The sequence below is a fragment of the Microvirga puerhi genome (genome assembly GCF_020089865.1).
Classification (GTDB): domain Bacteria; phylum Pseudomonadota; class Alphaproteobacteria; order Rhizobiales; family Beijerinckiaceae; genus Microvirga; species Microvirga puerhi.
Genome location: NZ_JAIRBM010000003.1, coordinates 40,431 through 66,463 on the forward strand (window position 1 = coordinate 40,431; position 26,033 = coordinate 66,463).

Sequence of the window (26,033 nt, forward strand, 5' to 3'; positions counted from 1 at the left end):
CCGCCCAGCCGTGACAGTCTTCGCTCAGGCCGGCCGGCCGTCACCGAAGAGATAGGCGACTTTGGCCAGCGGAATGCCGCCGATTCGCTCCTCCACCCGGGCGATACGGCGTCCGCCCAGCCCCTCGTAGAAGCGGCAGGCGCGCTCGTTGTCCGCCAGCGCCCAGATGGCGATGCGGTCCATGCCCTTGTCGTGCAGATCGTTGCGCACCGCCTGGAACAGGCGGCGTCCGAGGCCGATGCCCTGGTATTCGGGCAGGAGATAGAACTCGTCGATCTCGCCCTCGGCGGGCAGGGACCGGTCACGGCAGCGGCCGTAGGAGATATAGCCCGCGACCCCTTGTCCGGGATCGATCACCACCAGGGGGCGGCCCCGGGTTACCGTAGAGCGCCACCAGCGTGGCCCGCGCCGGGTCAGCATCTTCTCCAGCGCCACTCCCGGAATGATGCCCCGGTAGGCCTCCCGCCAGGCGGTCTCGAAGACATGAGAGAGAGCCTCCGCATCGGCGGCTTTGGCGTGGCGAATACTGACGAGAAGGTCGCTCATGAACGGTTGGGCCAAGAGAAAAGCCAAGGGTGAAGTGTCCGCCCGACAGAGTTAACGGGCCGTTAACGGCGCCTCGCTCTTTGGGGGTGCAGGCCTGGCCTTAATAAGGGATTGAGCAGCGGCCGGGGGCGGGCAAAAGGACGCAAGGGCCAGCGGCGGAAACAGCTCAGATCCGCAGTCGGCGGCAAAGGCCAACAAACGACCGGTAAATCCGCACAGAAGTGTGAGCGTGTCGAATGGCACGTGACGCATCCGGGCAAGGGTTGATTTTTAATAACATTACGTTAAGTCGGAAAACAACATCTCATCCCATTAAAAAACCAAGTTTCAGCCTGCCCCCAACACAGCAAGGCTCAGTCCTGCCCATAGGAACATAAGGTTTACGGAGGTCGATCATGACGATTCCTGATCTGTGGAGCGATATTACCTCCATTGAAATGCATGTACCCTGGGTTTTGGAGCCAGTTGCCAACACCACCGTTTTGCGAGACGGATGGATCGTTGCGACCTGGTTGGATGCTGATGACCAGGTTTACAGGGGCCAAATCCTTAACGCCGATGGCACGCCCTTTGGGCAGACATTCATCATTGGAGACTCAGGTACATCAGCAGCCAGAGCTCCATCGGTCGCGGCACTGCCGAACGGGCGTTTCATCGTTGCTTACGGCCATTATGACGGCAGTAATAACTACACTCTCATCCAGAAAACCTTCGATGTTTTCGGCGGTCAGCTCGATGAAAATGCTATTGCGTCAGCAAACTTGATCGCAGGAATAGGACTTAGTCCTTCCGCCAATGTCTTTGCAGATGGTTCTTTCGACATCACCTATAATAGCGATGGAGCAGTTAAATACTTCCGGCATTCGGATGCCGGCGCTTTTTACGGCACGATCAGTTCAAGTGGTCTTAACATGGGAAAAAGTGCTGTATCCCAGAATACTTTCGCGAATTTGGAATACAACGATCAAAAACTTTACCTCTCGGTTTCATTCGCAAATGGCTTTCGCATAATCCGGACTGCCGTGAGCGATGCATCTTATGAGCTTGCTCAAGCCAGCGATGTGACGGCCCTTGCTGACGGGACGTTTGCAGTAACCTATGTGGAGAATACTGCCACATCGGGGAGCCTGAAGGCGAAAATCTTCTTTGCAGACGGCCGTGTCAAGGAGACGATCATTCTATACGATAGCAATAAGCCTCTAGGGCCCACGGCTATACAGCATCTGTCCGGTTCGGATTTTGCCTTCTCAGTGATCGATGGCGACGCTACCGGGCCGCTTCACGTGGGCACATTCCGGGATGGACAGGTTGATCAGTGGGATATGCCAACGGCGAGAGCTATCCATCCCGAAATCGTCGCCCTGAACGACGGGCGGTTTTTAGTTCAGTGGAAGACCGCAATCATCGGCGGCCCCGCGCAGTTTGCCATCTACGATCCGCGCACGGCAGCGGTCAATTGGACGGGCGACGAGATTGGCCAGCAATATGCCGGGACGAAGTTCGGCGATCAGCTTCATGGCGGCGATGGGGCGGACACGCTCTACGGAGCTGGAGGCGATGATCGCCTTGGTGGCGACGGCGGCAACGATACCCTTTACGGCGGCACAGGCAATGACACGCTCGAAGGCGGTGACGGCAATGACCTGCTCGTTGGCGGCGTTGGCGCCGATAGTCTCGACGGTGGCAACGATGATGACACCGTCACCTATATCGCCATGACAAGCGGCGTCATCGTTGATCTGTCGACCAACAACAACGGCGGGGCGGCGGCGGGCGATTTTCTCGTCAATATCGAGACCGTCGAAGGCACGAACCAAGCGGATACGCTCATCGGCGTCAAGCTGGCGAACGGCAACGGCGTCACGCTTTGGGGCAAGGGCGGCAACGATCATCTGATCGGCAAGGATGGCGCCGACCATCTTGACGGCGGCGAGGGTAACGACACGCTCTTCGGTGGGTTAGGCAGCGACACTCTCGATGGCGGAACCGATACCGACACGGTGTCCTATCTCGGAATGACGAGTGGTGTCACCGTCGACCTGTCGAACAGCGCGAATAATGGCGGCGGGGCGGCGGGCGATATCCTGATCAGCATCGAAGCGGTGCAGGGAACCGATTCCAGCGATACGCTGATAGGGATCGATCTTGGCGGTGGCCGCGGCGTCGCGCTCGATGGCATGGGTGGCAGCGACAGTCTGGCCGGCGCCGCTGGCAACGACCGGCTTGATGGCGGCGAGGGCAATGACACGCTCAACGGCGGCAAGGGCGACGATACCATGGCCGGCGGCGCTGGCAACGACGTCTACTATGTCGACAGTGCGGGCGATAAAGTCTTCGAGCTGGGCAACGAAGGGACGGACACGGTCCATAGCACGGTCGATTTCGACATTACAATCTGGGCGATCGAGAACGTAATTCTCGAAGGCACAGCCGACTTGAACATCGTCGGCAACCACTACGACAACATCCTGACCGGCAATGCCGGCAATAACCGCATCGTCGCTGCGGAGGGCAACGATACCGTCAAGGGTGGCGACGGTAACGACACGCTGATCGGCGGCGCTGGAGCCGATCTCCTGGACGGCGAGGGCGGCATCAACCGGGTGAGCTATGCGACCTCCTCCGCAGGTGTGATGGTGAATCTCGGCTCCGGCATCGGCAAGTATGGCGATGCCGAAGGCGATCAGTTGGTCAATATCCAGCAGCTCGAAGGCTCGAACTATGCCGATACGTTCATAGCAAGTGCGGCCGGCAGCCTGATCTCGGGCTTGGGCGGCAACGACACCATTACCGGCGCTGGCGGAGAAGATGTTCTCGGTGGCGATGAGGGTGACGATGTCCTTGATGGCGGTGGAGCGCACGATGTTCTCTACGGCGGTGCCGGCAACGACATCATGACCGGCGGAGCAGGCAACGATTACCTGGATGGGGAAAACGGCGTCGACACGGCAAAGTTCAGCGGCTCTTACGCCAGCTACAACATCGTCGAGAATGCAGACGGAACCTTCACCGTCAAAGGCCAAGACGGAGAGGACACCCTCAAGAACATCGAGTTCGCGGACTTCGACGGTCAGATCGTGAGGCTTGCACCGGGAGGCGCCAACCTCGCCCCGATCATCGATGGCCTGTCGAACAACGTTGTCGATGAGGACAAAGCTCCCCAAAGCGTAGTCGGCGCTTTCTCGGCCCATGACCCTGAGGATGGAACAACCGGGCTCGTCTATGAGCTCAAGGATGCGAACGGCCAGGCCGCTGATGCAGACGGTCGGTTCGAGGTTGATGCCAGCGGGAATCTGAAGGTCGCGAAGGAGCTTACGGGCGGCCCCGGAGACCAGACTTTCCAGGTGACGCTCAAGGTCTCGGACCAGAATGGCGCTGCCGCTTACCAAACCTTCACCATCACTGTGAAGGACGTTGTGAACGGCAACCACGTTCCAAATCAGCTTGAACTGAACAACAGTACGGTCGTCACGATCAACGAGAATGCCGCCTTCACCGGCAACCTCTCGGCGCATGACAGCGATCCAGGTGATACCACCTTCACCTGGACCTTCGACAATACGGTTGCCGGCAATGCCAACAACCTGTTCGAGATCGTCGACGATGGCAATGGCCACAAGCAGCTCAAGCTGAAAGCCCCCTTCGACTATGAGAAGCTGCCGGCCGGTCAGAAATACGTCATGGTCTATATGAAGGCCGATGACGGGCATGCTGGCGGCATCAGCGCGACGCAGGCCTTCAAGATCAATGTCGCCGACGTCAACGAGAACATCAATCATGCTCCGACCGGCATAACGTTGTCCGGAGCCTCGGCCGACGAATATGCCATGGCGGGACAACAGGTCGGCACCCTATCGGCGATCGATGCGGACAAGGATATCTTGTCCTATGCGCTGATCGACAACGCAGGTGGGCGCTTCGCTCTCTCCGGAAACCGAATCCTGGTCGCCGATGGCTTTCGCCTCGACTACGAGCAGGCGCACTCGCACAATGTCACCGTTCAGGTCTCGGACGGCAAGGGCGGCGTTGCCAATCAGACCTTCGCGATCAACATCAATGACATCAATCCGGAATTCACTTCGGGAACGTCGGGCAACGATGTCTTCTTTGGCGGCGCATCGAACGACGTTCTTCTCGGCAGCGCCGGCCATGATCGCCTGTTCGGCGGTGCAGGCAAGGACACGCTCAAGGGCGAGGCTGGCAACGACACCATCGGGGGTGGTGCGGGCAACGATAAGCTCTACGGCATGAAGGGCTCGGCGAGCCGAGACGCCTTCGTCTTCGACACTAAGCTCACCAGCAAGAGCGTCGCCGCGAAGAACACGGACACGATCTACGATTTCGGGCCAAAGTACGATTCCATCTTCCTCGACGATGCGGCGTTCACTAACAAGACAATCGCCAAGTACCTGAAGGGGAAGAAGGCAGGACTCGACAGCCCCTATAAGATGAAAAGCAGTTATTTCCGGGTTGGTGACAAGGCGCTCGATAAGGATGACTTCCTCATCGCCAAGAAGATCAAACCGACCGAGTATAAGCTGTACTGGGATGCAGACGGCTCGGGTTCGAAAGCCATGCTGGAGATCGGTACCGTAAAGCTCCAGAAGGGCGAAGGCACAACCCTCACCTACAAGGATTTCTTCTTCATCTGAGAGTACAGCGAGTGCAGCGCACATCGCGCCGCCGCCCAACAAAAAGCCCGCCTCTCGGCCGAGAGGCGGGCTTCTTTATTCAAGGAAACGCGGAACGTTACGCCGCGAGCTGACGCAGGACGTATTGCAGGATGCCGCCGTGGCGGAAGTATTCCAGCTCGTCGAGCGTATCGATGCGGCAGACGAGCGGGACCTTCTTCACGCTGCCGTCGGCGGATTTGATTTCCGCTTCCATGCGCTGGCGCGGCTTCAGGTCACCGGCGAGGCCATGGATCGTCACGGTCTCGTCGCCCTTCAGGCCGAGCGAAGCCCAAGAGGTGTCGCCCTCGAACACGAAGGGCACAACGCCCATGCCGACGAGGTTCGAGCGGTGGATGCGCTCGAAGCTCTCCGCGATCACGGCGCGCACGCCGAGAAGGTTCGTGCCCTTGGCCGCCCAGTCGCGGGACGAGCCGGTGCCGTATTCCTTGCCGGCGAGAACCACCAGCGGCACGCCGTCCGCCTGGTAGCGCATGGCGGCGTCGTAGATGAACATCCGCTCTCCGCTAGGCTGGTGGATCGTGTAGCCGCCTTCCACCACGTTGCCGGTCTCATCCTTCACCATCTGGTTCTTGATGCGGATATTGGCGAAGGTGCCGCGCATCATCACCTCATGGTTGCCGCGCCGCGTGCCGTACTGGTTGAAGTCGGCAACGGCGACCTGGTGCTCCTGCAGGTATTGGCCGGCAGGCGAATTCACCCGGATGTTGCCGGCGGGCGAGATGTGGTCCGTGGTGATCGAGTCGAGGAAGAGGCCGAGGATGCGCGCGTTCACGATATCGGTGACCGGCTTCGGCTCCTTCGTCATGCCTTCGAAATAGGGCGGGTCCTGCACATAGGTCGAGCCCATGTCCCACTGGAAATTCAGGCCCGGTTCCACCGTGACCTTCTTCCAGTTCTCGTCGCCCGTGAACACGTCCGCGTAGCGGGACTTGAACAGCTCGCTGGTGATCGTGCGGTCGATGAACTCCTGCACCTCGGCGGAGGACGGCCAGATGTCCTTGAGATAGACCGGCTTGCCGTCCGAACCGTTACCCAGCGGCTCCTTGGTGAGGTCCACCAGCATGGAGCCGGCGAGCGCATAGGCCACCACGAGGGGCGGGGAGGCGAGGTAGTTCGCTCGCACGTCCGGATTCACGCGGCCTTCGAAGTTGCGGTTGCCGGAGAGCACCGACACGGCCACGAGGTCGTTGTCGTTGATCGCCTTCGACACGTTCTCCGGCAGCGGGCCGGAATTGCCGATGCAGGTGGTGCAGCCGAAGCCGACGAGGTTGAAGCCGAGCGCGTCGAGATCTTCCTGCAGGCCGGCCTTGTTGAAGTACTCGGCGACGATCTGCGAGCCGGGCGCGAGGGAAGTCTTCACCCACGGCTTGGTCTTGAGGCCCTTCCTCACCGCGTTGCGGGCGAGGATGCCGGCACCGATCATCACGCTCGGGTTCGAGGTGTTGGTGCAGGAGGTGATCGCCGCGATCACCACGTCGCCGTGGCCGAGGTCGAAATTGGCGTCTTCGACCTTCACGCGCTTGCCGATCTCGGCGGCCTTCCGGAACTCCTTCTCCATCGCATTGCGAAAGTCGGTGTTGGAGGTGTCGAGGGTCACACGATCCTGCGGACGCTTCGGGCCGGCGAGCGAGGGCTGCACGTCGTTGAGATCGAGCGCGAGGGTATCGGTGAAGACCGGATCCGGCGTCTCGGCCGTGCGCCACATGCCCTGTTCCTTCGCATAGGCTTCGACGAGGGCAATGCGCTCGTCCGTGCGGCTGGTGGTCTTGAGATAGTCGATCGTCTTCTGATCGATGGGGAAGAAGCCGCAGGTCGCGCCGTATTCGGGTGCCATGTTGCCGATGGTGGCGCGGTCGGCAACCGTCATGTCGTTGAGGCCGGGACCGAAGAACTCCACGAACTTGCCGACCACGCCCTTCTTGCGCAGCATCTGCGTGACGGTGAGCACGAGGTCGGTGGCGGTCACGCCCTCACGGAGCTTGCCGGTGAGCTTGAAGCCGATCACTTCGGGAATCAGCATGGAGATCGGCTGGCCGAGCATGGCGGCTTCCGCCTCGATGCCGCCGACGCCCCAGCCGAGAACGGCAAGGCCGTTGACCATGGTGGTGTGGGAATCGGTGCCGACCAGGGTGTCAGGATAGGCGACGTCGAACTCGCCGGCCGCCATGTCCTTGCGGGTCCATACGGTCTGCGACAGGAACTCGAGGTTGACCTGGTGGCAGATGCCGGTACCCGGAGGCACGACCGAGAAGTTCTCGAAGGCGCTCTGGCCCCACTTCAGGAAGCGATAGCGCTCGCCGTTGCGCTGGTATTCGAGCTCGACGTTGCGGTCGAAGGCTTTCGGCGTGCCGAACTCGTCGACGATCACGGAGTGGTCGATCACGAGGTCAACCGGCACGAGCGGATTGATCTTGCGCGGGTCGCCGCCGAGGTTTTTCATGGCGTCGCGCATGGCCGCGAGGTCCACCACGGCCGGAACGCCGGTGAAATCCTGCATCAGCACACGGGCGGGGCGATAGGCGATTTCCTTTTCCGCTTTGCCGCGGTTATGGAGCCACTCGGCCACGGCCTCGACATCGGCCTTGGTCACGGTGCGGCCGTCCTCGTAGCGAAGCAGGTTCTCGAGGAGGACCTTCATGGAAAAGGGCAGCTGCGAAATGCCCTTCAGACCGTTCTTCTCGGCTTCGGCGAGAGAGTAATAGGTATAGATCTTGTCGCCCACCTTCAGGGTCTGGCGGGCATTGAAGCTATTGGAAAGCGTCACGGCGAATCCTCGCGTGCATTTGGGTTACGAACAGGTTGTTCGGCCGAAAGCGCGATAAGCGCGCGCCGCTCCGGGGGTGCCCGGACAGGGGAGAAGCGCGCGAAGCGGATTGGACGCCATGGCGCGCGGCGCAGCCGAGGGTGGTATAGATCATTTCCAACGACCCCGCTACACGGTTTAGAACCATTCTGGGGTGGATTCAGGGCAGGACTCCCAAAAGCGGAAACGGCTTTCGGGATTGTCCTTAATCAATGGTGATCCGTCAGGATCGCGGCAGGGGCGACAGGGTTTTGCGTCTTCACGTTGAGAATTTGGCCTGCAGCCGGGGCGAGCGCCGGATCTTCGAAGGGCTCTCCTTCGCTCTCGATTCGGGAGACGCTCTCCTGGTGCTCGGCCGGAACGGTGCCGGAAAATCCTCTCTTCTCGATATCCTCGCCGGGCGGCTTGCGCCCGCCGGAGGTTCTCTCGCTCTCGAAGAGGCGGGCGGCCGCAGCCTGTCGGAATGCCTTCACTATGTCGGCCACCGGGACGCTTTGAAGGCGGCTCTGACGGCCGAGGAGAATCTCACGTTCGCGCGGGACTTTCTCGGATCCCCGGCCCTGGCGCCGCGCGAGGCACTCGCCGCTCTGGGCCTCGCCCACGCGGCCCGGCTGCCGGTCGCCTATCTGTCCGCCGGCCAGCGCCGGCGTGTTGCTTTGGCGCGGCTTCTCGTAGCCGAGCGTTCCCTCTGGCTCCTCGACGAGCCCACGGCGGCGCTCGATGCCGCCTCCCAGGAAACGCTCCTTCGGCTGATCGACGAGCATCGCCGGAAAGGCGGGATCGTCATTGCGACGACCCATCAGCCGCTCGCTTTGGCTGAGGCCAAGACCATTCGAATCGAGCGTCCCGCACCGGATCGATCCGCCTTCGTCGTCGCGGACGGGGAGGGTGCCTGATGCGTCCGTTCCGCGCCCTTCTGATCCGGGACCTGAAGCTTGCCGCCCGCGTCGGCGGCTCGGGCCTCATGGGCCTCGTATTCTTCCTTTCCATCGTGACGCTGATCCCGTTCGCACTCGGGCCCGATCTCAACCTGCTGTCGCGCATCGGCCCGGCCATCCTGTGGATCGCCGCGCTGCTGGCCACCCTCATTGGGCTCGACCGGCTGTTCCAGGCCGATCAGGAGGACGGCTCCCTCGATCTCCTACGCCTGTCGGAGACCCCAATGGAGATGGTGGTTCTGGCCAAGGTCACGGCCCATTGGCTCGTCACCGGGCTTCCGCTCGCGCTCGCGGCTCCCTTTTTCGGCCTTCTGGTCGCTCTCACGCCGGAATCCATGCTCGCCATGGTCGCAACCCTTCTGGTCGGCACGCCGGCCCTGACCTTCATCGGGGCCGTCGGGGCGGCGCTCACGGCCTCCTTGCGGCGCGGCGGGCTGATCCTCGCGATTCTCGTCCTGCCGTTCATGATCCCGACCTTGATCTTCGGGGTGTCCGCCGCTACCGCGGCCACGGGCGGCACGATTCCCTTCGCAACACCCTTCCTGATCCTGATCGCCCTGTCTCTCGTCGCCGCCGTGGTCGGCACCGTGGGTGCCGCTGCAGCGCTGCGATCGGGAGAGTAGCGTCGGCTGATCGGTTCTTTTCTAGAGACTGCCTAAGGCCGCAGGCTGATTCCGAAGGCCTGCTCGATGGCGGGCTTTCCCTCGCGCGTGACCTTGTAAATGGCGCGATAAAGGCCGGGACGAAAACCGCCGGCGGGGCGTTTGAGGCCCGCAAACATCATCCATTGTGCCTTCGTGCGGTCGAGGGGTGGTGCGTCGTTGCGGGCCACGGGCGTGCCGTCCGGATCCAACAGGATCAGAACCTGCTGGTCGCCGCCTTTCAGATTGATGGCGCGCACGAAGGCGACGAGCGCCGGAGATTGCGTCGTTGGCAGGTCCTGTTCGGCCATGCCCGCCTCGATGGCCCCCATGGTCACCGGGCCAGGCGCGAAACCCTTGTTGAGAACGTGGCCGGCCTCGTAGTCGAGGCTGCGCCCGAGGTTCTCGGCCCAGAGAGAGGAGCCGCCATTGCAGGATCGCTCTTCGGCCCCATAAGCGAAAGGATCCACCACCTTACCGTCCTTGCGGATGGTAAGATGCAGATGCGGGAATTCGGTAAGACCGGAGAGGCCGACCAGGCCAAGCCGGTCGCCTGTCTTCACCTTGTCACCGGGATGAACTGCAAGGCTCCCCTTGGCCATATGACAGTACTGCGCCTCCCATCCCTCACCGAGATCGATGAGGACGCCGTTGCCGCATTCGATATTTTCGACGCGATCTCGTCCTTGAGCCGCGACGGAGACGTCCGGAACGCCGTCACGGACACGCAGGACGGTTCCTCCGGCTGTGGCGAGAACCGCCACGCCCCTCTTTTGCGCCGCCATGCTCGGGAGACGGATGTCGGTGCCGTCGTGGCCGTCATAGGTCGCCGTCCCGCAATGATAATCCTGCGCCTCCTTTCCGGGATCATGATCCACATAATGCTGAACGACGCAGCTCCGCCCGGCCTCGCAATCGAGAGGCCATCGGAGCGAGGGAGAGGCGGACGCGGCCGGGACGACGAAGAGGACGGCCGTAAGAGACATCGATACGCGCATGGAAACTCCATCGAAGGGTCGCGCAAACGTTAAAACGTGTCATGTGGCGATTTGAAGATGCCGTGATTGCGGCAATCCTCTCGTTGCAGCCTCACGCGCGGCCCGCTACATCGGTCTCATGATCCGCGATCTCGCCAACCCGACCCGTTTCATGACGCTCAGCGGCGCTCTTCTGCCGTGGCTGGCGGGGGCGGCGGCGATGATCCTGATGGTCGGCCTCTACATGACCTGGTTCACGGCCCCGGCCGACTACCAGCAGGGGGAGACGGTTCGGATCATGTATCTCCATGTGCCGGCTGCCTGGCTGTCCCTGTTCTTCTACATGATCATGGCGAGTTCGGCGATTGGCACCCTCGTCTGGCGCCATCCGCTGGCCGACGTCTCGCAGAAGGCAGCGGCGCCCATCGGAGCCGCCTTCACCTTCATCTGCCTCGTCACCGGCTCCCTGTGGGGCAAGCCCATGTGGGGAACCTACTGGCAATGGGATGCGCGGCTTACCTCCATGCTGGTGATGCTCCTGATCTATCTCGGCATCCTGGCCCTGTGGCGTGCCATCGAGGAACCGAACCGGGCCGCGCGGGCCGTTTCGATTCTCACGCTCGTGGGGGCCGTCAACGTGCCGATCGTCAAGTTCTCGGTCGACTGGTGGAACACGCTCCATCAGCCGGCTTCCGTCTTCCGCCTCGGCGGCCCGACGATTCACCCCTCCATGCTGATTCCGCTCTTGGTCATGGCGGCCGGCTTCACGCTTCTCGGGGTGACGCTGCATCTTTCCGGCATGCGGACGGAAATTCTCCGGCGCCGGGTCAGGACGCTCACCATTCTTGAGGCCGAGCGCCTCGATGCGCAGGCTGCCTGACATGTCCTCCCACGCGCTCTTCATCGCCAGCGCCTATGCAATCACGGCTCTCGTCGTGGTCGGCCTGATTCTCCGGGCCGTCGTCGATCACCGAATCCAGCGACGAGCGCTCGCCGAACTCGAGGCGCGCGGAGCGGGCCGGAGGTCGCGCCGTGGCTGAGATGGCGGCCGCCGCGCCGCGCCGCCGCCTGATCTTCCTGCTGCCGGTCCTCGTGTTCGTCGCGCTCGCAGGCCTCTTCGTGTTCCGCCTCGGGGACGGCGATCCCTCGCGGATTCCGTCCGCCCTGATCGGCAAGCCCGCGCCGACCTTCGCGCTGCAGCCCCTCGAAGGGCTCATGGCGAGCGGCAAGGCGGTTCCCGGCTTCTCCAACGAGGATCTCAAGGGCAAGGTCACGGTGGTGAATGTCTGGGCGTCCTGGTGCGCGCCCTGCCGGCAGGAGCATCCGCTCCTGGTGGAGCTCGCCAAGGATCCGACGATCCGGGTCGTGGGCATCAACCAGAAGGACAACCCGGACAATGCCCGCCGCTTCCTCGGTGCGCTGGGCAATCCCTTCTCCGCGGTCGGCGTCGACCCCAATGGCCGCGCCTCCATCGATTGGGGTGTCTACGGCGTGCCGGAAACCTTCATCGTCGGGCCGGACGGCACGATCCGTCACAAGCAGATCGGCCCGCTGACGCCGGAGAATTTTGGATCGTTCAAGGAAAAGTTGCGCCAAACCCCGCCCGCTTGAGCCTGACGACCGCCAGATCGAGCGCGGACAGGAAGGCCGAGCGATCCTTGCCGGAAAAGGGCTTCGGGCCGCCCGACACCTGTCCCATGGCGCGCAGGTCCTCCATGAGGTCGCGGGTGGCGAGCGCCATGCCGATGGAGGCTTCCGTGAAAGGCTTGCCAGTGGGGCCGATCACGTCGGCCCCGGCCGTAACACAGCGATGGGCGAGGGGGATGTCGGCGGTAATCACTACGGCGCCGCGCCGGGCCCGGGCGGCGATCCAGTCATCCGCCGCATCGAAGCCGCCGCCGACTACGACACGTTCGATCAGGGGACTAGGTGGGATCATCAGGAAGCTGTTCGCCACCACGAAGACTTTTACTCGATGCCGCTCCGCCACCTTGTATACTTCGGCTTTGACCGGGCAGGCATCCGCATCCACATAGATGGTGAGGTCCTGGGGCGATGCGTCCATGAATTCTGTCCTCTCTTCCGTCGCAGGCTTGGCATTGTTGTGCCAGAATCGGGTGACATGGCCTGCCGCGCCGCATGGTCCTGCTCAGCGACCTCGGAGGGTCTGCCATGTGGTCTGCCATGTGGCTGAAGTCCGGTCCACCTCGAATGGAAGTTCCCGCCTATGACGAGCCGCCTCTTTCCTGCCTGGACATTGCTCCGCAAGCTTGGGGCGCGGCGCTCCTTGAGCGATACCACGGACCGGCTCATGCGCGAGGCCGATGTTGCCGCCCTGCGACGGGCGGGCTTTGCGCGGCTGGTGGTCTCCGGTCTGCTGCTGATTGCCGTTTTGATCGCCACGCGGGATGTGCCTTCCGATTATATGATGGCGATCCACCAGATCCGCGCCGCTGAAATGACCCTGACATTGCTCGGGCTGGTCGGTCTCGGCAGCGCCTGGCTCGCCTCCCGTCGGATCGCTGTCACCTGGCTTCCCGGCCTGACGGCCACCCTCGACGCGGTGCTCGTTTTCGCCAATCTCGGCTACAGCCACTGGGTTCTCGAAATTCCGGGGGGCTTCTTCTCGGTATTTCCGGGGATATGGGTCATCCCGATCACCATGGCGGCGAGCGCGATCCATTACAGCCCGCGTCTCCAGGCCTATGTCGCCGCGCTCTACGTGACCGGGCTCGGATCGCTGGTCGTGTCGGGAGCATCTCTCACCTTTGCGGAAAGAGAGCAGGCCCTGGGGGCTTTTGCCGGCCAGTTCGGCTGGGAAGCCAACATGATCCGCGTCGCCATGGTGCTCTCAACCGCTCTCATCCTCGTCCTGGTGGCGCGGCAGGGTCGGCTCCTGCTGGAGCGGGCCGTGCGCGAGACCACGATGCGTCTCAATCTGACGCGCTACCTGCCGCGTGAGCTGGCGCCGATCCTGTCCGAGCGCGCCTTTGCGTCCTTGAGGGCGGGACGGCGCATTCCCGTCACCCTGCTGTTCGTCGATATGCGCGATTCCTCCGCCTATGGGGAGACCATGGATCCGGCACGGCTTGCGGTCTTCATCTCGTCATTCCGCCGCCGGGTCATGCGTGCGGCCGCCAAGCATGGCGGCGTCATCGACAAGTTCACGGGCGATGGAGCCCTGATCCTGTTCGGAGTGCCGACGGAATCCGGTTCGGATGCGGCGCGCGCGCTCTCCTGCGGCCGGACCCTCATCGAACTCATCGATCGCTGGAACGCCAAGCGCCATTTCGATCCGCCCGTGCGCATCGGCATCGGGATCCATACGGGCGAGGTCTTCTGCGGCGTAGTGGGCGACGAGGACAGGCTCGAATTCACGGTGCTCGGCGAGACAGTGAACACCGCGGCGCGCATCGAGCAAGCCACGAAGTCCGTGGATTGCCCGTTCCTCGTCTCGACTCAATGCGTGGTGGCCGCCGGCGAGAGTGACGACTGGATCACCATCGAACATCCGCCTCTGCCGGGCGTGACGCGCCCGATCCAGCTGATGAAGCCGCGGGCTTAGAGCTGTTTCCACTATCGTGGAATCATCTCATTATCCTTGGTGTGCCGCATTTTTCGGCGAACCGAATCCACTTCGCCGAAAAATGCTCTAGGCCTCTTCCGCTTTCTTGCTCGAATCGTAGCGGAGCAGCAGCGGTGTCTGCGCGAGCGCGAAGACGATGGTGAGCGGCATGATGCCGAATACCTTGAAGGCGACCCAGAAGTCGGTGGTCTGCGTGCGCCACACCACCTCGTTGAGAATAGCGAGGACAAAGAAGAACAGCGCCCAGCGAAAGGTGAGCTTGCGCCAGCCCTCGTCCGTCAGCTCGAACATGCTGTCGAGAACGATCTCGAGCAGCGGCTTGCGGAAATACAGGCCGCCGAGCAGCACGAGTCCGAACATCGCATTCACGATGGTGGGCTTGAGCTTGATGAACATGTCGTTCTGCAGGAACAGGGTCAGCCCACCGAACACCACCACCACGACGCCTGAGACGAGCGGCATGATCGGCAGCTTGCGGATCAATCCATAGCTGATGCTCAGCGCCACCAAGGTGGCGACGATGAACAGGGCGGTCGCCACATAGATCCGCTGATTTTCCGCGTAGCCGAAGCGGTCCGCATAGGCATTGGCGAAGAAGAACAAAGCCAGCGGCCCAAGCTCGAGGACGAGCTTGACGAGGGGCAGCAGGCGCTTGGCATCGGACTTGGTTTCGATCAGGCCTTCAGTCATGCGGTTTCTTCCAATCCGGCAATGGCACGGGCGAAATCCCGGGCTTCGAAGGGTTCCAGATCCTCGACGCGCTCGCCGACGCCGATGAAATGGACGGGGAGGCCGAATTTGGCCGCCAGCGCCACCAGAATACCGCCGCGCGCCGTGCCGTCGAGCTTCGTCATCACGAGGCCGGTGACGCCTGCGACCTTCTGGAAAAGCTCCACTTGGCTCATGGCGTTCTGGCCGACGGTGGCATCGAGCACGAGGAGCGTGGCATGCGGCGCGCTCTCGTCGAACTTCTTGACGACGCGCACGATCTTTTCGAGCTCGGCCATGAGCCCGGCCTTGTTCTGCAGGCGTCCGGCGGTGTCGATCATAACCACGTCCATGCCGGTGGCCTTTGCCTCCTGCAACGCGTCGAAGGCGAGGCCCGCGGCGTCGGACCCTTGCGCGCGGGCGATCACCGGTGCGCCCACCCGCTCGCCCCACACCTTGAGCTGTTCGATCGCGGCGGCCCGGAAGGTGTCGCCGGCCGCCAGCATCACCTTGAGGCCCTGGGCGCGGAATTTCTGCGACAGCTTGCCGATCGTGGTGGTCTTGCCGGCGCCGTTGACCCCGACCATGAGGATCACGAACGGCTTCTTCTCACGCGCGACGGTGAGCGGCAGCGCCACGGGAGCGAGCGCCTTTTCCACCTCGCTGGCCAGGATCGTCTTTACTTCCTGCGGGGAGATCTCCTTGTTGTAGCGCCCGGCGGAGATCGCCTCGGTGATGCGCAAAGCCGTGTCGACGCCGAGATCGGCCTGAACGAGAGCGTCTTCCAACTCTTCGAGTGTCGCCGCATCGAGCTTGCGCTTGGTGAAGAGACCCGTGACGCTTTCCGACAGGGACGTGGAGGTCCGGCGCATGCCTTCGGTCAGGCGCTGCCACCAGCTCTGCTTTCCGGGCGGCGGGACCGCGGGCGCCTCCGGCTCAGGGGGGAATGCAGGCTGTGCTTCCGGCTCCGGCTCTGGCGTGGCTGCGGGCCGTGCTTCCGGTACCGGTTCGGCGACGATCTCCTTCAGGTCGTGTTCCGGCGCGAGGCCTTCTACCGGCTGGAGGTCGGCACCGGTCAGTTCCAGAGCGACCTTGTCCTCTTCCGGCGTATCCGGAGAGGCAGCCGTGACAGTCGGGGGAGCAGGCACAAGGTCGTCGGCCGCCGTCGCGGGCGGCGATGGCATGGTCTCGGGCTCGCCGCCGGCCTGCGGCACCGCCGGAGCGGCCGGGACTGGTACATCGGCCTTGCGCCCGAACAGGCGGGACAGGAATCCGGGCTTCTCGGGCTTCGTCTCAGCCATGGGTTCTCGTTCCGCCTTTCGCTTTGCTGCTTGCCTTAACGCGTGGGCCTCGATAGCCGAGGCATCATGAATGCGGAAGAGATAGTATCGAAGATCTTATATCGCGATGCCCTGATGCTCGTGATCGACAAGCCCGCTGGGCTGCCCGTGCATCCGGGCCCCAAGGGGGGCGAAACCCTGTTCCAGCATCTCGATGCCCTCCGCTTCGGTTTGCCGCGGCGCCCGGAAGCGGCGCACCGGCTCGATAAGGACACCTCGGGCTGCCTTGTGCTCGGCCGTCATCCGAAGGCCATTGCCCGCCTCAACGAACTCTTCCGCAAGAACGAGGTCGACAAGGTCTACTGGGCGGTGGTCGAAAGCGGACCGCATGACGACGAGGGTGAGATCGACCTTCCGCTGGCGCCGAAATCGCCCGATCGCGGCTGGTGGATGAAGGTGGATCCCAAGGGCCAGCCGTCATTGACGAAGTGGAAGGTGCTGGGACGGGGAGAGGGCCTCACCCTCCTCGAGCTGCGCCCCGTCACGGGACGGACCCATCAGCTGCGCGTCCATTGCGCCGCCATGAACTTCCCGATCCTGGGCGATCCGATCTACGGCACGGCGCCGCGCTTCGGCGGGCCGGGTCTGCATCTCCATGCCCGCAGCGTGACGATTCCGCTCTATCCGAAAAAGCCGCCGATCACCGTCGAGGCGCCGGTGCCGGAACATATGCGGGAGCGCATAAGGGCATGTGGTGTCAGACCCGACAGCGCAACGGTTCCAGGGAGGACTGGCGAGTAAAATCCTCGTCATGGCCGGGCCTGTCCCGGCCATACGCGTCTTAAGGAAACACAGCGCTGCAAAGACGTGGATCCCCGGGGGAAGCCCGGGGATGACGCCGGTTTACGCCGCCAGCAGCTCCTTGCCGTCATGCCCGGCGATGGTGACGGGGAGGATCTCGCCCGGGGCAACGCTTCTGTCGAAGCGAACCAGGGTGAAGCCTTCCGTGCGGCCGAGCTGGCCGGTCTCTACAAGCACGTTACGTCGGGCTCCGACCTCTTCCCCGAGATGCTTCAGGAGCGCCGCCTCGCCCCTCTCGCGCAGGCGCCGTGCGCGGTCCTTCACCGCGTCGCGGGCCACTTGCGGCATGCGGGCGGCCGGGGTGCCGGGGCGGGGGGAGAAGGGAAAGACGTGGAGATGCGTCAGGCTGCATTCCTCGACGATGTCGAGGGAGCGGGTGAACATCTCCTCGGTCTCGGTCGGAAAGCCCGCGATGATGTCGGCGCCGAACACCATGTCGGGACGAAGCCGCTTCACCTGATCGCAGAAGGCAATCGCATCCTTGCGCAGGTGCCGGCGCTTCATGCGCTTGAGGATCATGTCGTCGCCGGCCTGCAGAGAGAGATGCAGATGCGGCATCAGCCGGGTCTCGTTGGCGATGGCGTCGAGAAGGTCGTCGTCCGCCTCCACCGAGTCGATGGAGGAGATGCGCAGCCGTTCGAGTTCCGGAACGTGCCGCAGCAGGCTCTTCACCAGGGAGCCGAGCTTCGGCTCGCCCGGCAGGTCCTTGCCGTAGCTGGTGATGTCGACGCCGGTGAGCACCACTTCGCGGGAGCCGTGCCCGATCAGGGTGCGGACCTGGTCCACGACCGCACCCATAGGCACCGAACGGGAATTTCCGCGGCCGTAAGGGATGATGCAGAAGGTGCAGCGATGGTCGCAGCCGTTCTGCACCTGCACGAAGGCGCGGGTCCGCCCACGCATGCCATCGATGAGATGCACGGCGGTTTCCTTCACCGCCATGATGTCGTTGACGAGAACCTTCTCGCTCGCTCCCACGCCGAAATCGCGTAAAGCGCCCCAGGTCTCCGCCTTCATCTTCTCGTGGTTGCCGAGAACCTTCGCCACCTCGGGCATGGTCGCGAAAGTCTCCGGCTCGACCTGCGCCGCGCAGCCGGTGACGACGATGCGCGCGCCCGGCTTCTCGCGGGCGATCCTGCGGATCGACTGGCGCGCCTGGCGCGTCGCCTCCGCGGTGACCGCGCAGGTATTGACGATCACCACCTCGCCGAGGCCTGCCTCTTCCGCATGGCGCTGCATCGCCTCTGACTCGTAGGTGTTGAGCCGGCAGCCGAAGGTGACGACCTCGATGCCCATCAGGCGGCTCCCGCGAAGAGGGCAGGGGAGAAGGTTCCCTCGTGCTCGAGTTCGGTGGGTCCGGTCATGAGCACGTGATCGTCGCCCTCCCGCCATTCGATCAGGAGATCGCCGCCGGGAAGCGAGACGATTGCCTTGCGCCCGGTCAGGCCCTTGCGGGCGGCGGCGACCACCGTGGCGCAGGCGGCGGAGCCGCAGGCGCGGGTGATCCCGGCTCCGCGCTCCCAGACGCGCAGGATGATGCGGTCCGATCCGACGACCTGGGCGAGGGAAATGTTTGCCCGCTCCGGAAACACCGGATCGTGCTCGAACTTGGGGCCGATCGACTTCAGATCATAGGCGTTCGCATCCGCAACCCAGAAGATCGCGTGGGGATTGCCCATGCTGACGGCCGAGGGGCCGGCGAGTTCCGGGGCCTCCGCCAGAGAGGTCTCGATTGCGATGGTGCGGGTGTCCGGGAAGGGACGGCTCAAGGGAATCTCGTTCCAGGCGAGACGCGGCGGGCCCATATCGACCGTAAAGACCCTGTCCGAGACCTGCTCGGTCGGCAAAAGCCCGGCCTTGGTCTCCAGCACGAGCGTTCGCCCCGAGGCATGGCCCATGACCGGGTCGGTCATCATCGCCCAGCCGACGCAGCGGGTCCCGTTGCCGCAGGCGCCGGATTCCGAGCCGTCGGTGTTGTAGATCCGCATATAGGCGTCGGTGCCGGGCGTGACGGGATCGTGCAGAACCATCAGCTGGTCGAACCGCGACCGAGGATCTGCGGCAATCGCGCGCGCCTCTGCGGCGCTGACGCGCAGGGGCGTGCCGCGCAGATCGAGCACGGTGATCTCATTGCCGAGACCGTTCATCTTGAGAAAGCGATGGTTTGCGAGAAAACTCATGGCCGCTATATGGCCCAAATTCGAGAAAATCGCGAGAGGCAACGCGTCACTACCGGCATCAGCGACGGATGATCGGCCTGCCACGGACCGCATCATTCGGCCTCAGGACGGCTTCTGACCCAGCGGCATGGCCTCGCGGCTCCTTTGAAAGGCCTCTATGGTGCACCGAAAGATCCTTTTCGTGATTCGATGGGTGGACCCCTGATGCGGCTCCGTTTTTCCCTTCTCTGCCTCTTGGCGTCCCTCTCTGTAGGGCCCGCATTCGCGCAAACGCCGTCCCCGGCCCCGGCAGGAGAGGCGGCCATGCCGGCGCCCGCTACCCCCGCGCCAGTTGTCCTTCCCTCTGCCGAGAAGGCCGCCCCGACCGCGCAGAACGAGGCGCCGGCCCAGCCTGCGCCAGCTCAGCCTTCCGCTCCCGCACCGACCCCGAACCAGGCTCAAGGCCAGCCGGCACCGGTCCAGCCGGCCCCGAGCGCTCCTGCGAGCCCGGCTCCTTCGGCGACGACGCTGCCGACTCTGATCCCAACGCCCGGCGATCCGACCGGCGTCGAGGAGGTGGTGTTGCCGGCGAAGCCCGCGGCCATCATCACCGGCACGAGCAACTGGGAGGATGCGTTCAGCAACCTCAAGGGCGTGTTCGGCAAAATCGAAGGCGCGCTCAAGGCCGCCGGAATCGCCCCAGCCGGCAAGCCGATCACGGTCTTCGCTCAGACCGACGACAAGGGTTTTCGCTACGAGGCCATGATCCCGATCGCTCAGGCGCCCGAGGGCAAGACGGAGCTCACCCCCGAGGTCAAGCTCGGCAAGACGCCGGAGGGCAAGGCCCTGCGCTTCGTCCACAAGGACGCCTATGACGAGATCGATGGCACCTACGAGACCATCACCGCCTATCTCGACGCCAAGGACATTACGGCCAAGGATGCCTTCATCGAGGAATACGTGTCCGACATGACCGAACCTTCGGACACCAATCTTGAGATCAACATCTACGTCCAGCCCAAGGAATAAGCGCTTCCGATGATCGCCCTCTTCGACCTCGATGGGACGCTGACCGATCCGAAGGTCGGCATCACCCGCTCGATCCAGTATGCCCTGGAGCGGCTTCATCGCCCCGTCCTCGAAGCGGATTCCCTGACCTGGATGATCGGGCCGCCGCTGATCGACGGTTTCACCAGGCTCCTCGGAGGTCCGGAGGATGCGCCGGAGGCCGTGCGGCTCTATCGCGAGCGCTACAGTGAGGTGGGCCTCTTCGAGAACGAGGTCTATCCTGGCATTCCAAATCTTCTCGATCGCTTGAAAGGGCAGGGCATCCGGCTCCTCGTCGCGACCTCGAAGCCCCACGTCTATGCCAGACGGATCGTCGAGCATTTCGGCTTGTTGCCTTCTTTCGCGGCGGTCTACGGCTCCGAACTCGACAATCGCAATGCCGACAAGCGTGACCTGATCCGCCATATCCTGGATCTCGAGGGCTTCGAACCGCGCGACGCCATCATGATCGGCGATCGGGAGCACGATGCGATCGGGGCGCGGGCGAACGGCCTTACCCCCATCGGCGTCACCTGGGGCTACGGCTCGCGCGAGGAGCTTCTCAAGGCTGGCGTCGCGCGTCTGGTGGATACGCCTGCGGCGCTCGAAGCGCCGATCCGCGAGCTTATAGGGTCCACACCTCTCCGGGCCGCAGGGGCCTGAACCGCTCGGCCGGCGTAGCGGCTTCCGCCAGTGCTGCGGCGAGAGCCTGAGGCGGCGCATCGATGGCTTCGTCGGTGAGCCGGAACGTGCCCCAATGGTGGCCAAGGGCCTGCTCCGCTCCGAGAAGCTGGAAGGCCTGCACAGCGTCCTCCGGATTCATGTGCTGCGGCTTCATGAACCAGCGCGGCTCATAGGCGCCGATGGGCAGATGGGCGACGCGCGGCGGACCGAAACGGGCTCGCACGGCGCGGAAGATCTCGCCGTCGCCGAAACCCGTATCCCCGATGTGATAGACGGTCCCCGCCGGGGTGGTAAGCACGTAGGCGCACCATAGGGCCATGCGCCGGTCGCGCATGCCGCGAGCAGACCAGTGATAAGACGGGGTCAGATGCGCCGTGATCCCGTGGCCGAGATCGAAGGCATCTCCCCAATCTCCCGTCGTCACCGGAATGTCGGGATAGCGCGCGCGAATGATCGTGTCGTTGCCTAGCGGAGCGACAAAGCGCGGCCGATGATCACGCCAGAGGCGTCCCAGCGTTGCGAGATCGAGATGGTCGTAATGGTTGTGCGTGATCAGCACGACGTCGATGGGCGGCAGATCGGAAAACGCGATTCCGGGCGGATTCACCCGTTTCGGCCCGGCGAAGGGCAGCGGGCTTGCCCGCTCGGAGAAGACCGGATCGGCCAGGATATTGAGCCCGGCCGCCTGGATCAGGAACGATGCGTGGCCGATGAGGGTGATCCGCAGGCCCTCGACGCGCTCCGGCGGCTTGTCCCGGAACGGACTCGGATGGCGCTTCGGCCACGCAGCCCCTTTACCCTCTCGCCGCCAACGCAGCAGATCCTTCAGCGTCTTGTCCGGGGCCTGGACCGGCGAGAAGAAGCGAAGGCCGTCGAAATGGTCGGAGGCCGGACCGGAATAATAGGGATTGCGCACGGCTTTGGGCGGCTTGTGGTGTTTCATCGGCGGTCACGGAATGAGACGTGGCCTTAAGCGTGGGGTGGCGAAGAGATCTCCGCAAGGGGAATCCTCACCGCCGTCATTCCGGGGCCGCGTCAGCGGAGCCCGGAACCCATAAACGTCAACGGTTCAGGATAAGTGCAGCGGCAACCATAGCTCTCATTCTGAAATGTTAGCGGCTATGGGTTCCGGACTGGCCTTCGGCCATCCGGAATGACAAGGGTGGTGCGCGGAATGACAGGCATGGCCTTAGCCCAAACTCCCCCAGGAGGCCACCTTTCCTTGACTTTGCCCCGTTTCACCCTTACGTGCTGGCCTCAAATCTGTAGAGCGAGCCCTTGAGCCGCCGACCAGCCCGCGAGGCTGGAGGTCAACGCCCGACAGCGCGATGCGCCCTCGGGCGCGTTCTCATTTGGGTCTTTCTCTCGCCCGTTATGACCGGGCTCGTCCCGGTCATCCATGCCTTGGCATCGTGCCTTAAAAGACGTGGATGGCCGCATCGAGTGCGGCCATGACGAAAAGGATGAAACGGATGTCGAACGACACATTGCGGATCGAGGACGCGGTCAACGAGACCTGCCCGTGGTCGGGAAAGCCGATCGCGGCGGATTCGCTCACCCTCTATCGTGGCGAGGTCGTCGGCTTCTGCAATCCGGGCTGCCGGGACAAGTTCGCGGCGGCCATCGACCACTTTGAAAAGGCCCTTGCGAAGCGCGATGTACCGCTCATCGCAAAAGAGATGGATTGATCATGTTCGAAGGCCTTTCCGACAAGCTCTCCAATATCCTCAACTCCCTCACGCGCCGCGGCGCGCTGACGGAAGAGGATGTGAATGCGGCCCTGCGCGAGGTGCGCCGCGCCCTGCTCGAAGCCGACGTGGCCCTCGAGGTGGTGCGCTCCTTCACCGACAAGGTCCGCACCCGCGCTGTCGGTGCCGAGGTGATCAAGTCTGTCTCGCCCGGCCAGCAGGTGGTCAAGATCGTTCACGATCAGCTCGTGGACATGCTGGGTGCCCAGGCCGAGGTCATCGACCTGAATGCGGCGCCGCCGGTCGGCATCCTGATGGTCGGTCTCCAGGGTTCGGGTAAGACCACCACCACCGCCAAGATCGCCAAGCGCCTGACCGATCGCGAGAAGCGCAAGGTTCTGCTCGCCTCCCTCGATACCCGCCGCCCGGCCGCCATGGAGCAGCTCGCGGTGCTCGGCAAGCAGGTCGGCGTCGATACCCTTCCCATCGTGGCCGGCCAGTCGGCGGTGCAGATCGCCCGCCGCGCCATGGAGGCCGCGCGCCTCGGCGGCTACGACGTGGTCATGCTCGACACCGCCGGCCGCGTCACCGTGGACGAGGGCCTGATGATGGAGGCCGCCGAGGTGAAGGCGGCCACGAACCCGCATGAGGTGCTCCTCGTCGCGGACGCGCTGACCGGCCAGGACGCGGTCAACACCGCCCGCGCCTTCGATCAGCGTCTCGGCGTCACCGGCATCGTGCTGACCCGTATGGACGGCGATGCCCGCGGTGGCGCGGCGCTCTCCATGCGCGCGGTGACCGGCAAGCCGATCAAGCTCGTCGGCACGGGCGAGAAGGTCGATGCGCTGGAGGAGTTCCATCCCTCGCGCGTCGCCAACCGCATCCTCGGCATGGGCGACATCGTCTCCCTCGTCGAGAAGGCGGCGGAAAACATCGACCAGGAAAAGGCGATGGCCCTGGCGCAGAAGATGCGCAAGGGCAAGTTCGACCTCGAGGATCTGCGCGATCAGCTCGCCCAGATGGAGAAGATCGGCGGCATCGGCGGCATGCTCGGTATGTTGCCCGGCATCGCCAAGATGAAGTCGCAGCTTGAGAACGCCAATCTCGACGACAAGGTCATCAAGCGCCAGCGCGCCATCATTGATTCCATGACCCCGGCGGAGCGCCGCAATCCGGACATCCTGAAAGCGTCGCGCAAGAAGCGCATCGCCGCCGGTTCCGGCATGAAGGTCGAGGACATCAACAAGCTGCTCAAGATGCACCGCCAGATGGCCGACGTCATGAAGATGATGGGCGGCGGCAAGGGCAAGGGCATGGCCGGTGCGCTCGGCAAGATGTTCGGGCTCGGTGGCGGTGGCATGCCCGGAATGGGCGGCATGCCCCAGCCGACGCCGGAGCAGATCGAAGCGCTGCAGAAGCAGATGGGCGGCAAATTGCCTGAATTTCCGGGCGGAGCCGGCGGCCTGCCGCAGATGCCAAAGGGCCTGCCGGGCCTGCCCGGCCTCGGTGGACCGAAGATCCCCGGCCTTCCTGGTCTTGGCGGCTTCCCGTTCGGGGGCAAGAAGAAGTGAATTTTTGAAATTCGCTGTCAGCCCCGCGCCGCATGAGCGGCGAAGGGTGATGACAGTGAGAGGTTTGATCGAAGGACACTACAGGAGAAACGAACATGTCCCTCAAGATCCGTCTGACCCGTGGTGGCGCGAAGAAGCGTCCCTACTACCGCATCGTCGTCGCCGACTCGCGCTCCCCGCGCGATGGCCGCTTCATCGAGAAGGTCGGCACCTACGACCCGATGAAGCCGAAGGACGACGCCGGCCGCGTCATTCTCGAGACCGAGAAGATCCAGGCTTGGCTCGCCAAGGGCGCCCAGCCGACCGACCGCGTCCTGCGCTTCCTCGATGCAGCCGGCCTCCTGAAGCGCACGGCGCGCAACAACCCGCAGAAGGCCGTTCCTGGCAAGAAAGCCCAGGAGCGCGCTGAAGCCAAGGCCGCTGCGGCTGCGGCTCCCGAAGGCGAGGCTGCGTAAGCGCCATGAAAAGGGAGCGCTTCAACCAGCGCTCCACTTCTTCCCTCCCCCTTGCGGGGAGGGACAGGGGTGGGGATGTGAGTGCCAGGAAGCCAGAACGTGGTGCTGACATCCCCGCCTCCTCCCAACAAGGGGGAGGAGAGTTTCGTCTACCGCCGCGAGACGATCTCGTTCTCGTCGGCGAGTTCGGCCGTGCCCATGGCCTCAAGGGCGAAGTGCGGCTGAAATCCTTTACAAGCGTTTCCGCTGCGATCGTGGATTACGATCCACTGATCACGAGCCAGGGGCGCACGATCTCTCTCAAGAATGCCCGTCCGGTTGGCGGCGCCGCGCCTGACATGCTGATCGCGCAGGTCGCTGGAGTCACGTCGCGCGAAGCTGCGGAAGCGCTGAATCGCATCCAGCTCTTCATCGCACGCGAAAAACTTCCTCCCCCCGAAGAGGAGGACGAGTTTCTTCTGGCCGATCTCATCGGCCTTACCGTCGAGAACGAAACCGGCGAAAGCACCGGAACCATCGTCGGCGTGCCGAATTACGGCGGTGGCGATCTTCTCGACATCAAATCCGCAGCGACGGGTGCAACCGCGCTTCTGCCTTTCACCAAGGCCTTCGTGCCTGTCGTCGATATTGCCGGAAAGCGTATCGTCGCCGCGCTGCCGGAGGATTTTTTCGCGCCCGCACGGCATCAGCCCGAGGACGAGGCGTGACGTTTTCGGCCACCATTCTGACGCTGTATCCCGAGATGTTTCCAGGCCCGTTGGGACTGTCGCTCTCGGGCGATGCGCTTGCACGAGGCATCTGGTCGCTGGAGGCGCGCAACATCCGCGATCACGGGATCGGTCGCCACCGCAACGTGGACGATACGCCGGCCGGCGGCGGTGTCGGCATGGTTCTGCGTTGCGACGTGATGGCAGCTGCGCTCGATGCCGCCGTTACCCCGGACGATCTGCGTCCGAAATTGCTCATGAGCCCGCGTGGCAAGCCGCTGACTCAAGGTCGCGTGCGCGAGCTCGCAGCCGGTCCCGGCGCCGTGATCGTCTGCGGCCGGTTCGAGGGCGTCGATGAACGGGTCATCGAGAGGCGGAACCTCGAAGAGGTCTCGATCGGCGATTACGTGCTGTCCGGCGGCGAGATCGCGGCCATCGTGCTTCTCGATACATGCGTGCGGCTCCTTCCCGGCGTTATGGGCAAGGAAGCCTCGGGCCATGAGGAGAGTTTTGAAGGCAATCTCCTCGAATATCCGCAATATACGCGGCCCCGCGAGTGGGAGAGCCGGTCGATTCCGGACGTGCTGCTCAACGGCAACCACGCCGCCATCGAGAAATGGCGACGGGCTGAAGCCATGCGGATCACGAAGGAGAGGCGGCCGGATCTCCTCGACAAGTCCAGCTAGTC

General features: G+C 63.6%; 24 protein-coding genes. 15 read left to right on the forward strand and 9 right to left on the reverse strand.

From position 1 onward, the window contains the following. Positions 1-24: 24 nt before the first annotated feature. Positions 25-546 (reverse strand): GNAT family N-acetyltransferase, encoded by a 522-nt coding sequence (locus tag K9B37_RS04570; protein ID WP_224312123.1) that lies wholly within the window; start codon positions 544-546, stop codon positions 25-27. Positions 547-1,568: 1,022 nt separating this feature from the next. On the opposite strand from K9B37_RS04570, the gene K9B37_RS04575 reads away from it, so the two are divergent. Continuing rightward, positions 1,569-5,198, forward strand: coding sequence for a hypothetical protein (locus K9B37_RS04575; RefSeq protein ID WP_224311649.1), 3,630 nt, complete (start codon positions 1,569-1,571; stop codon positions 5,196-5,198). Positions 5,199-5,295: 97 nt separating this feature from the next. Here the strand turns inward: K9B37_RS04575 and acnA are convergent, their stop codons facing one another. After that, a complete protein-coding gene (gene acnA / locus K9B37_RS04580; protein WP_224311650.1) occupies positions 5,296-8,004 on the reverse strand; it encodes an aconitate hydratase AcnA in 2,709 nt (902 codons plus the stop codon). Between the two features lie 290 nt (positions 8,005-8,294). On the opposite strand from acnA, the gene ccmA reads away from it, so the two are divergent. Next, complete coding sequence (ccmA, locus tag K9B37_RS04585) at positions 8,295-8,939, forward strand: heme ABC exporter ATP-binding protein CcmA (RefSeq protein WP_224312124.1); 645 nt, start codon at positions 8,295-8,297, stop codon at positions 8,937-8,939. Further along, a complete protein-coding gene (gene ccmB / locus K9B37_RS04590; RefSeq protein ID WP_224311652.1) occupies positions 8,939-9,604 on the forward strand; it encodes a heme exporter protein CcmB in 666 nt (221 codons plus the stop codon). The genes ccmA and ccmB overlap by 1 nt, the downstream gene beginning before the upstream one ends. Before the next feature lie 32 nt (positions 9,605-9,636). On the opposite strand, the gene K9B37_RS04595 is transcribed toward ccmB, so the two are convergent. Continuing rightward, positions 9,637-10,620 (reverse strand): M23 family metallopeptidase, encoded by a 984-nt coding sequence (locus tag K9B37_RS04595; protein ID WP_224311654.1) that lies wholly within the window; start codon positions 10,618-10,620, stop codon positions 9,637-9,639. Positions 10,621-10,738: 118 nt separating this feature from the next. On the opposite strand from K9B37_RS04595, the gene K9B37_RS04600 reads away from it, so the two are divergent. From K9B37_RS04600 to K9B37_RS04610, 3 genes are read left to right on the forward strand one after another with little or no spacing between them, the layout of a single operon-like run. Next, positions 10,739-11,479, forward strand: coding sequence for a heme ABC transporter permease (locus tag K9B37_RS04600; RefSeq protein ID WP_224311656.1), 741 nt, complete (start codon positions 10,739-10,741; stop codon positions 11,477-11,479). Beyond that, positions 11,463-11,639 carry a heme exporter protein CcmD gene (gene ccmD, locus K9B37_RS04605; protein WP_369414212.1) on the forward strand — a complete coding sequence of 59 codons (177 nt, stop codon included), beginning with the start codon at positions 11,463-11,465 and terminating at the stop codon, positions 11,637-11,639. Before K9B37_RS04600 ends, ccmD begins: the two co-directional genes overlap by 17 nt. Continuing rightward, entirely contained in the window at positions 11,632-12,210 is a 579-nt protein-coding gene (locus K9B37_RS04610; protein WP_224311657.1) for a DsbE family thiol:disulfide interchange protein, read from the forward strand. Before ccmD ends, K9B37_RS04610 begins: the two co-directional genes overlap by 8 nt. On the opposite strand, the gene K9B37_RS04615 is transcribed toward K9B37_RS04610, so the two are convergent. Beyond that, on the reverse strand, positions 12,176-12,664 hold the full coding sequence (locus tag K9B37_RS04615; RefSeq protein ID WP_224311659.1) for a YaiI/YqxD family protein: 489 nt from the start codon (positions 12,662-12,664) through the stop codon (positions 12,176-12,178). The two genes, K9B37_RS04610 and K9B37_RS04615, sit on opposite strands and share 35 nt — an antisense overlap. Before the next feature lie 162 nt (positions 12,665-12,826). On the opposite strand from K9B37_RS04615, the gene K9B37_RS04620 reads away from it, so the two are divergent. Beyond that, positions 12,827-14,164: an adenylate/guanylate cyclase domain-containing protein gene (locus tag K9B37_RS04620; protein WP_224311661.1), complete on the forward strand. Its 1,338-nt coding sequence runs from the start codon at positions 12,827-12,829 to the stop codon at positions 14,162-14,164. Between the two features lie 87 nt (positions 14,165-14,251). Here the strand turns inward: K9B37_RS04620 and K9B37_RS04625 are convergent, their stop codons facing one another. Continuing rightward, positions 14,252-14,875 carry a septation protein A gene (locus tag K9B37_RS04625; protein WP_224311663.1) on the reverse strand — a complete coding sequence of 208 codons (624 nt, stop codon included), beginning with the start codon at positions 14,873-14,875 and terminating at the stop codon, positions 14,252-14,254. Then, positions 14,872-16,194: a signal recognition particle-docking protein FtsY gene (gene ftsY / locus K9B37_RS04630; RefSeq protein WP_224311664.1), complete on the reverse strand. Its 1,323-nt coding sequence runs from the start codon at positions 16,192-16,194 to the stop codon at positions 14,872-14,874. The genes K9B37_RS04625 and ftsY overlap by 4 nt, the downstream gene beginning before the upstream one ends. A 66-nt stretch (positions 16,195-16,260) precedes the next feature. Between ftsY and K9B37_RS04635 the strand changes: the two genes are divergently transcribed. Beyond that, complete coding sequence (locus K9B37_RS04635) at positions 16,261-16,974, forward strand: RluA family pseudouridine synthase (RefSeq protein WP_224311665.1); 714 nt, start codon at positions 16,261-16,263, stop codon at positions 16,972-16,974. A gap of 102 nt (positions 16,975-17,076) precedes the next feature. Here K9B37_RS04635 and mtaB read toward each other — a convergent pair whose 3' ends face one another. Continuing rightward, complete coding sequence (mtaB, locus tag K9B37_RS04640) at positions 17,077-18,330, reverse strand: tRNA (N(6)-L-threonylcarbamoyladenosine(37)-C(2))-methylthiotransferase MtaB (RefSeq protein WP_224311666.1); 1,254 nt, start codon at positions 18,328-18,330, stop codon at positions 17,077-17,079. Next, positions 18,330-19,214, reverse strand: coding sequence for a diaminopimelate epimerase (dapF, locus tag K9B37_RS04645; protein WP_224311667.1), 885 nt, complete (start codon positions 19,212-19,214; stop codon positions 18,330-18,332). The genes mtaB and dapF overlap by 1 nt, the downstream gene beginning before the upstream one ends. A gap of 303 nt (positions 19,215-19,517) precedes the next feature. On the opposite strand from dapF, the gene K9B37_RS04655 reads away from it, so the two are divergent. Both K9B37_RS04655 and K9B37_RS04660 read left to right on the forward strand, forming a co-directional pair. After that, on the forward strand, positions 19,518-20,222 hold the full coding sequence (locus K9B37_RS04655; RefSeq protein ID WP_305072128.1) for a GyrI-like domain-containing protein: 705 nt from the start codon (positions 19,518-19,520) through the stop codon (positions 20,220-20,222). A gap of 9 nt (positions 20,223-20,231) precedes the next feature. Further along, positions 20,232-20,903: an HAD family hydrolase gene (locus K9B37_RS04660; RefSeq protein ID WP_224311668.1), complete on the forward strand. Its 672-nt coding sequence runs from the start codon at positions 20,232-20,234 to the stop codon at positions 20,901-20,903. Here the strand turns inward: K9B37_RS04660 and K9B37_RS04665 are convergent. Further along, positions 20,866-21,867, reverse strand: coding sequence for an MBL fold metallo-hydrolase (locus tag K9B37_RS04665; protein WP_439651680.1), 1,002 nt, complete (start codon positions 21,865-21,867; stop codon positions 20,866-20,868). The two genes, K9B37_RS04660 and K9B37_RS04665, sit on opposite strands and share 38 nt — an antisense overlap. 529 nt (positions 21,868-22,396) lie before the next feature. On the opposite strand from K9B37_RS04665, the gene K9B37_RS04670 reads away from it, so the two are divergent. The 5 genes from K9B37_RS04670 (at position 22,397) to trmD (ending at position 26,031) form a co-directional block, all read left to right on the forward strand. Next, on the forward strand, positions 22,397-22,612 hold the full coding sequence (locus K9B37_RS04670) for a glutathione S-transferase (protein ID WP_439651681.1): 216 nt from the start codon (positions 22,397-22,399) through the stop codon (positions 22,610-22,612). Between the two features lie 2 nt (positions 22,613-22,614). Then, positions 22,615-24,183, forward strand: a complete 1,569-nt coding sequence (ffh, locus tag K9B37_RS04675) for a signal recognition particle protein (RefSeq protein WP_224311669.1) — start codon at positions 22,615-22,617, stop codon at positions 24,181-24,183. Between the two features lie 95 nt (positions 24,184-24,278). After that, positions 24,279-24,638, forward strand: coding sequence for a 30S ribosomal protein S16 (gene rpsP, locus K9B37_RS04680; protein WP_224311670.1), 360 nt, complete (start codon positions 24,279-24,281; stop codon positions 24,636-24,638). A 77-nt stretch (positions 24,639-24,715) separates the two neighbouring features. Further along, positions 24,716-25,345, forward strand: a complete 630-nt coding sequence (rimM, locus tag K9B37_RS04685) for a ribosome maturation factor RimM (protein ID WP_439651682.1) — start codon at positions 24,716-24,718, stop codon at positions 25,343-25,345. After that, positions 25,342-26,031, forward strand: a complete 690-nt coding sequence (gene trmD, locus K9B37_RS04690; RefSeq protein WP_224311671.1) for a tRNA (guanosine(37)-N1)-methyltransferase TrmD — start codon at positions 25,342-25,344, stop codon at positions 26,029-26,031. Before rimM ends, trmD begins: the two co-directional genes overlap by 4 nt. Positions 26,032-26,033 lie beyond the last annotated feature (2 nt).

What these genes read in the sequence shown, in the direction of transcription:
- K9B37_RS04570 (WP_224312123.1), bottom strand. Translation starts at nt 546, where the DNA reads ATGAGCGACCTTCTCGTCAGTATTCGCCACGCCAAAGCCGCCGATGCG.
- ccmB (WP_224311652.1), top strand. Translation starts at nt 8,939, where the DNA reads ATGCGTCCGTTCCGCGCCCTTCTGATCCGGGACCTGAAGCTTGCCGCC.
- K9B37_RS04595 (WP_224311654.1), bottom strand. Translation starts at nt 10,620, where the DNA reads ATGCGCGTATCGATGTCTCTTACGGCCGTCCTCTTCGTCGTCCCGGCC.
- K9B37_RS04600 (WP_224311656.1), top strand. Translation starts at nt 10,739, where the DNA reads ATGATCCGCGATCTCGCCAACCCGACCCGTTTCATGACGCTCAGCGGC.
- ccmD (WP_369414212.1), top strand. Translation starts at nt 11,463, where the DNA reads ATGCGCAGGCTGCCTGACATGTCCTCCCACGCGCTCTTCATCGCCAGC.
- K9B37_RS04615 (WP_224311659.1), bottom strand. Translation starts at nt 12,664, where the DNA reads ATGGACGCATCGCCCCAGGACCTCACCATCTATGTGGATGCGGATGCC.
- K9B37_RS04620 (WP_224311661.1), top strand. Translation starts at nt 12,827, where the DNA reads ATGACGAGCCGCCTCTTTCCTGCCTGGACATTGCTCCGCAAGCTTGGG.
- K9B37_RS04625 (WP_224311663.1), bottom strand. Translation starts at nt 14,875, where the DNA reads ATGACTGAAGGCCTGATCGAAACCAAGTCCGATGCCAAGCGCCTGCTG.
- ftsY (WP_224311664.1), bottom strand. Translation starts at nt 16,194, where the DNA reads ATGGCTGAGACGAAGCCCGAGAAGCCCGGATTCCTGTCCCGCCTGTTC.
- K9B37_RS04635 (WP_224311665.1), top strand. Translation starts at nt 16,261, where the DNA reads ATGAATGCGGAAGAGATAGTATCGAAGATCTTATATCGCGATGCCCTG.
- mtaB (WP_224311666.1), bottom strand. Translation starts at nt 18,330, where the DNA reads ATGGGCATCGAGGTCGTCACCTTCGGCTGCCGGCTCAACACCTACGAG.
- dapF (WP_224311667.1), bottom strand. Translation starts at nt 19,214, where the DNA reads ATGAGTTTTCTCGCAAACCATCGCTTTCTCAAGATGAACGGTCTCGGC.
- K9B37_RS04655 (WP_305072128.1), top strand. Translation starts at nt 19,518, where the DNA reads ATGCCGGCGCCCGCTACCCCCGCGCCAGTTGTCCTTCCCTCTGCCGAG.
- K9B37_RS04660 (WP_224311668.1), top strand. Translation starts at nt 20,232, where the DNA reads ATGATCGCCCTCTTCGACCTCGATGGGACGCTGACCGATCCGAAGGTC.
- K9B37_RS04665 (WP_439651680.1), bottom strand. Translation starts at nt 21,867, where the DNA reads ATGAAACACCACAAGCCGCCCAAAGCCGTGCGCAATCCCTATTATTCC.
- K9B37_RS04670 (WP_439651681.1), top strand. Translation starts at nt 22,397, where the DNA reads ATGTCGAACGACACATTGCGGATCGAGGACGCGGTCAACGAGACCTGC.
- ffh (WP_224311669.1), top strand. Translation starts at nt 22,615, where the DNA reads ATGTTCGAAGGCCTTTCCGACAAGCTCTCCAATATCCTCAACTCCCTC.
- rpsP (WP_224311670.1), top strand. Translation starts at nt 24,279, where the DNA reads ATGTCCCTCAAGATCCGTCTGACCCGTGGTGGCGCGAAGAAGCGTCCC.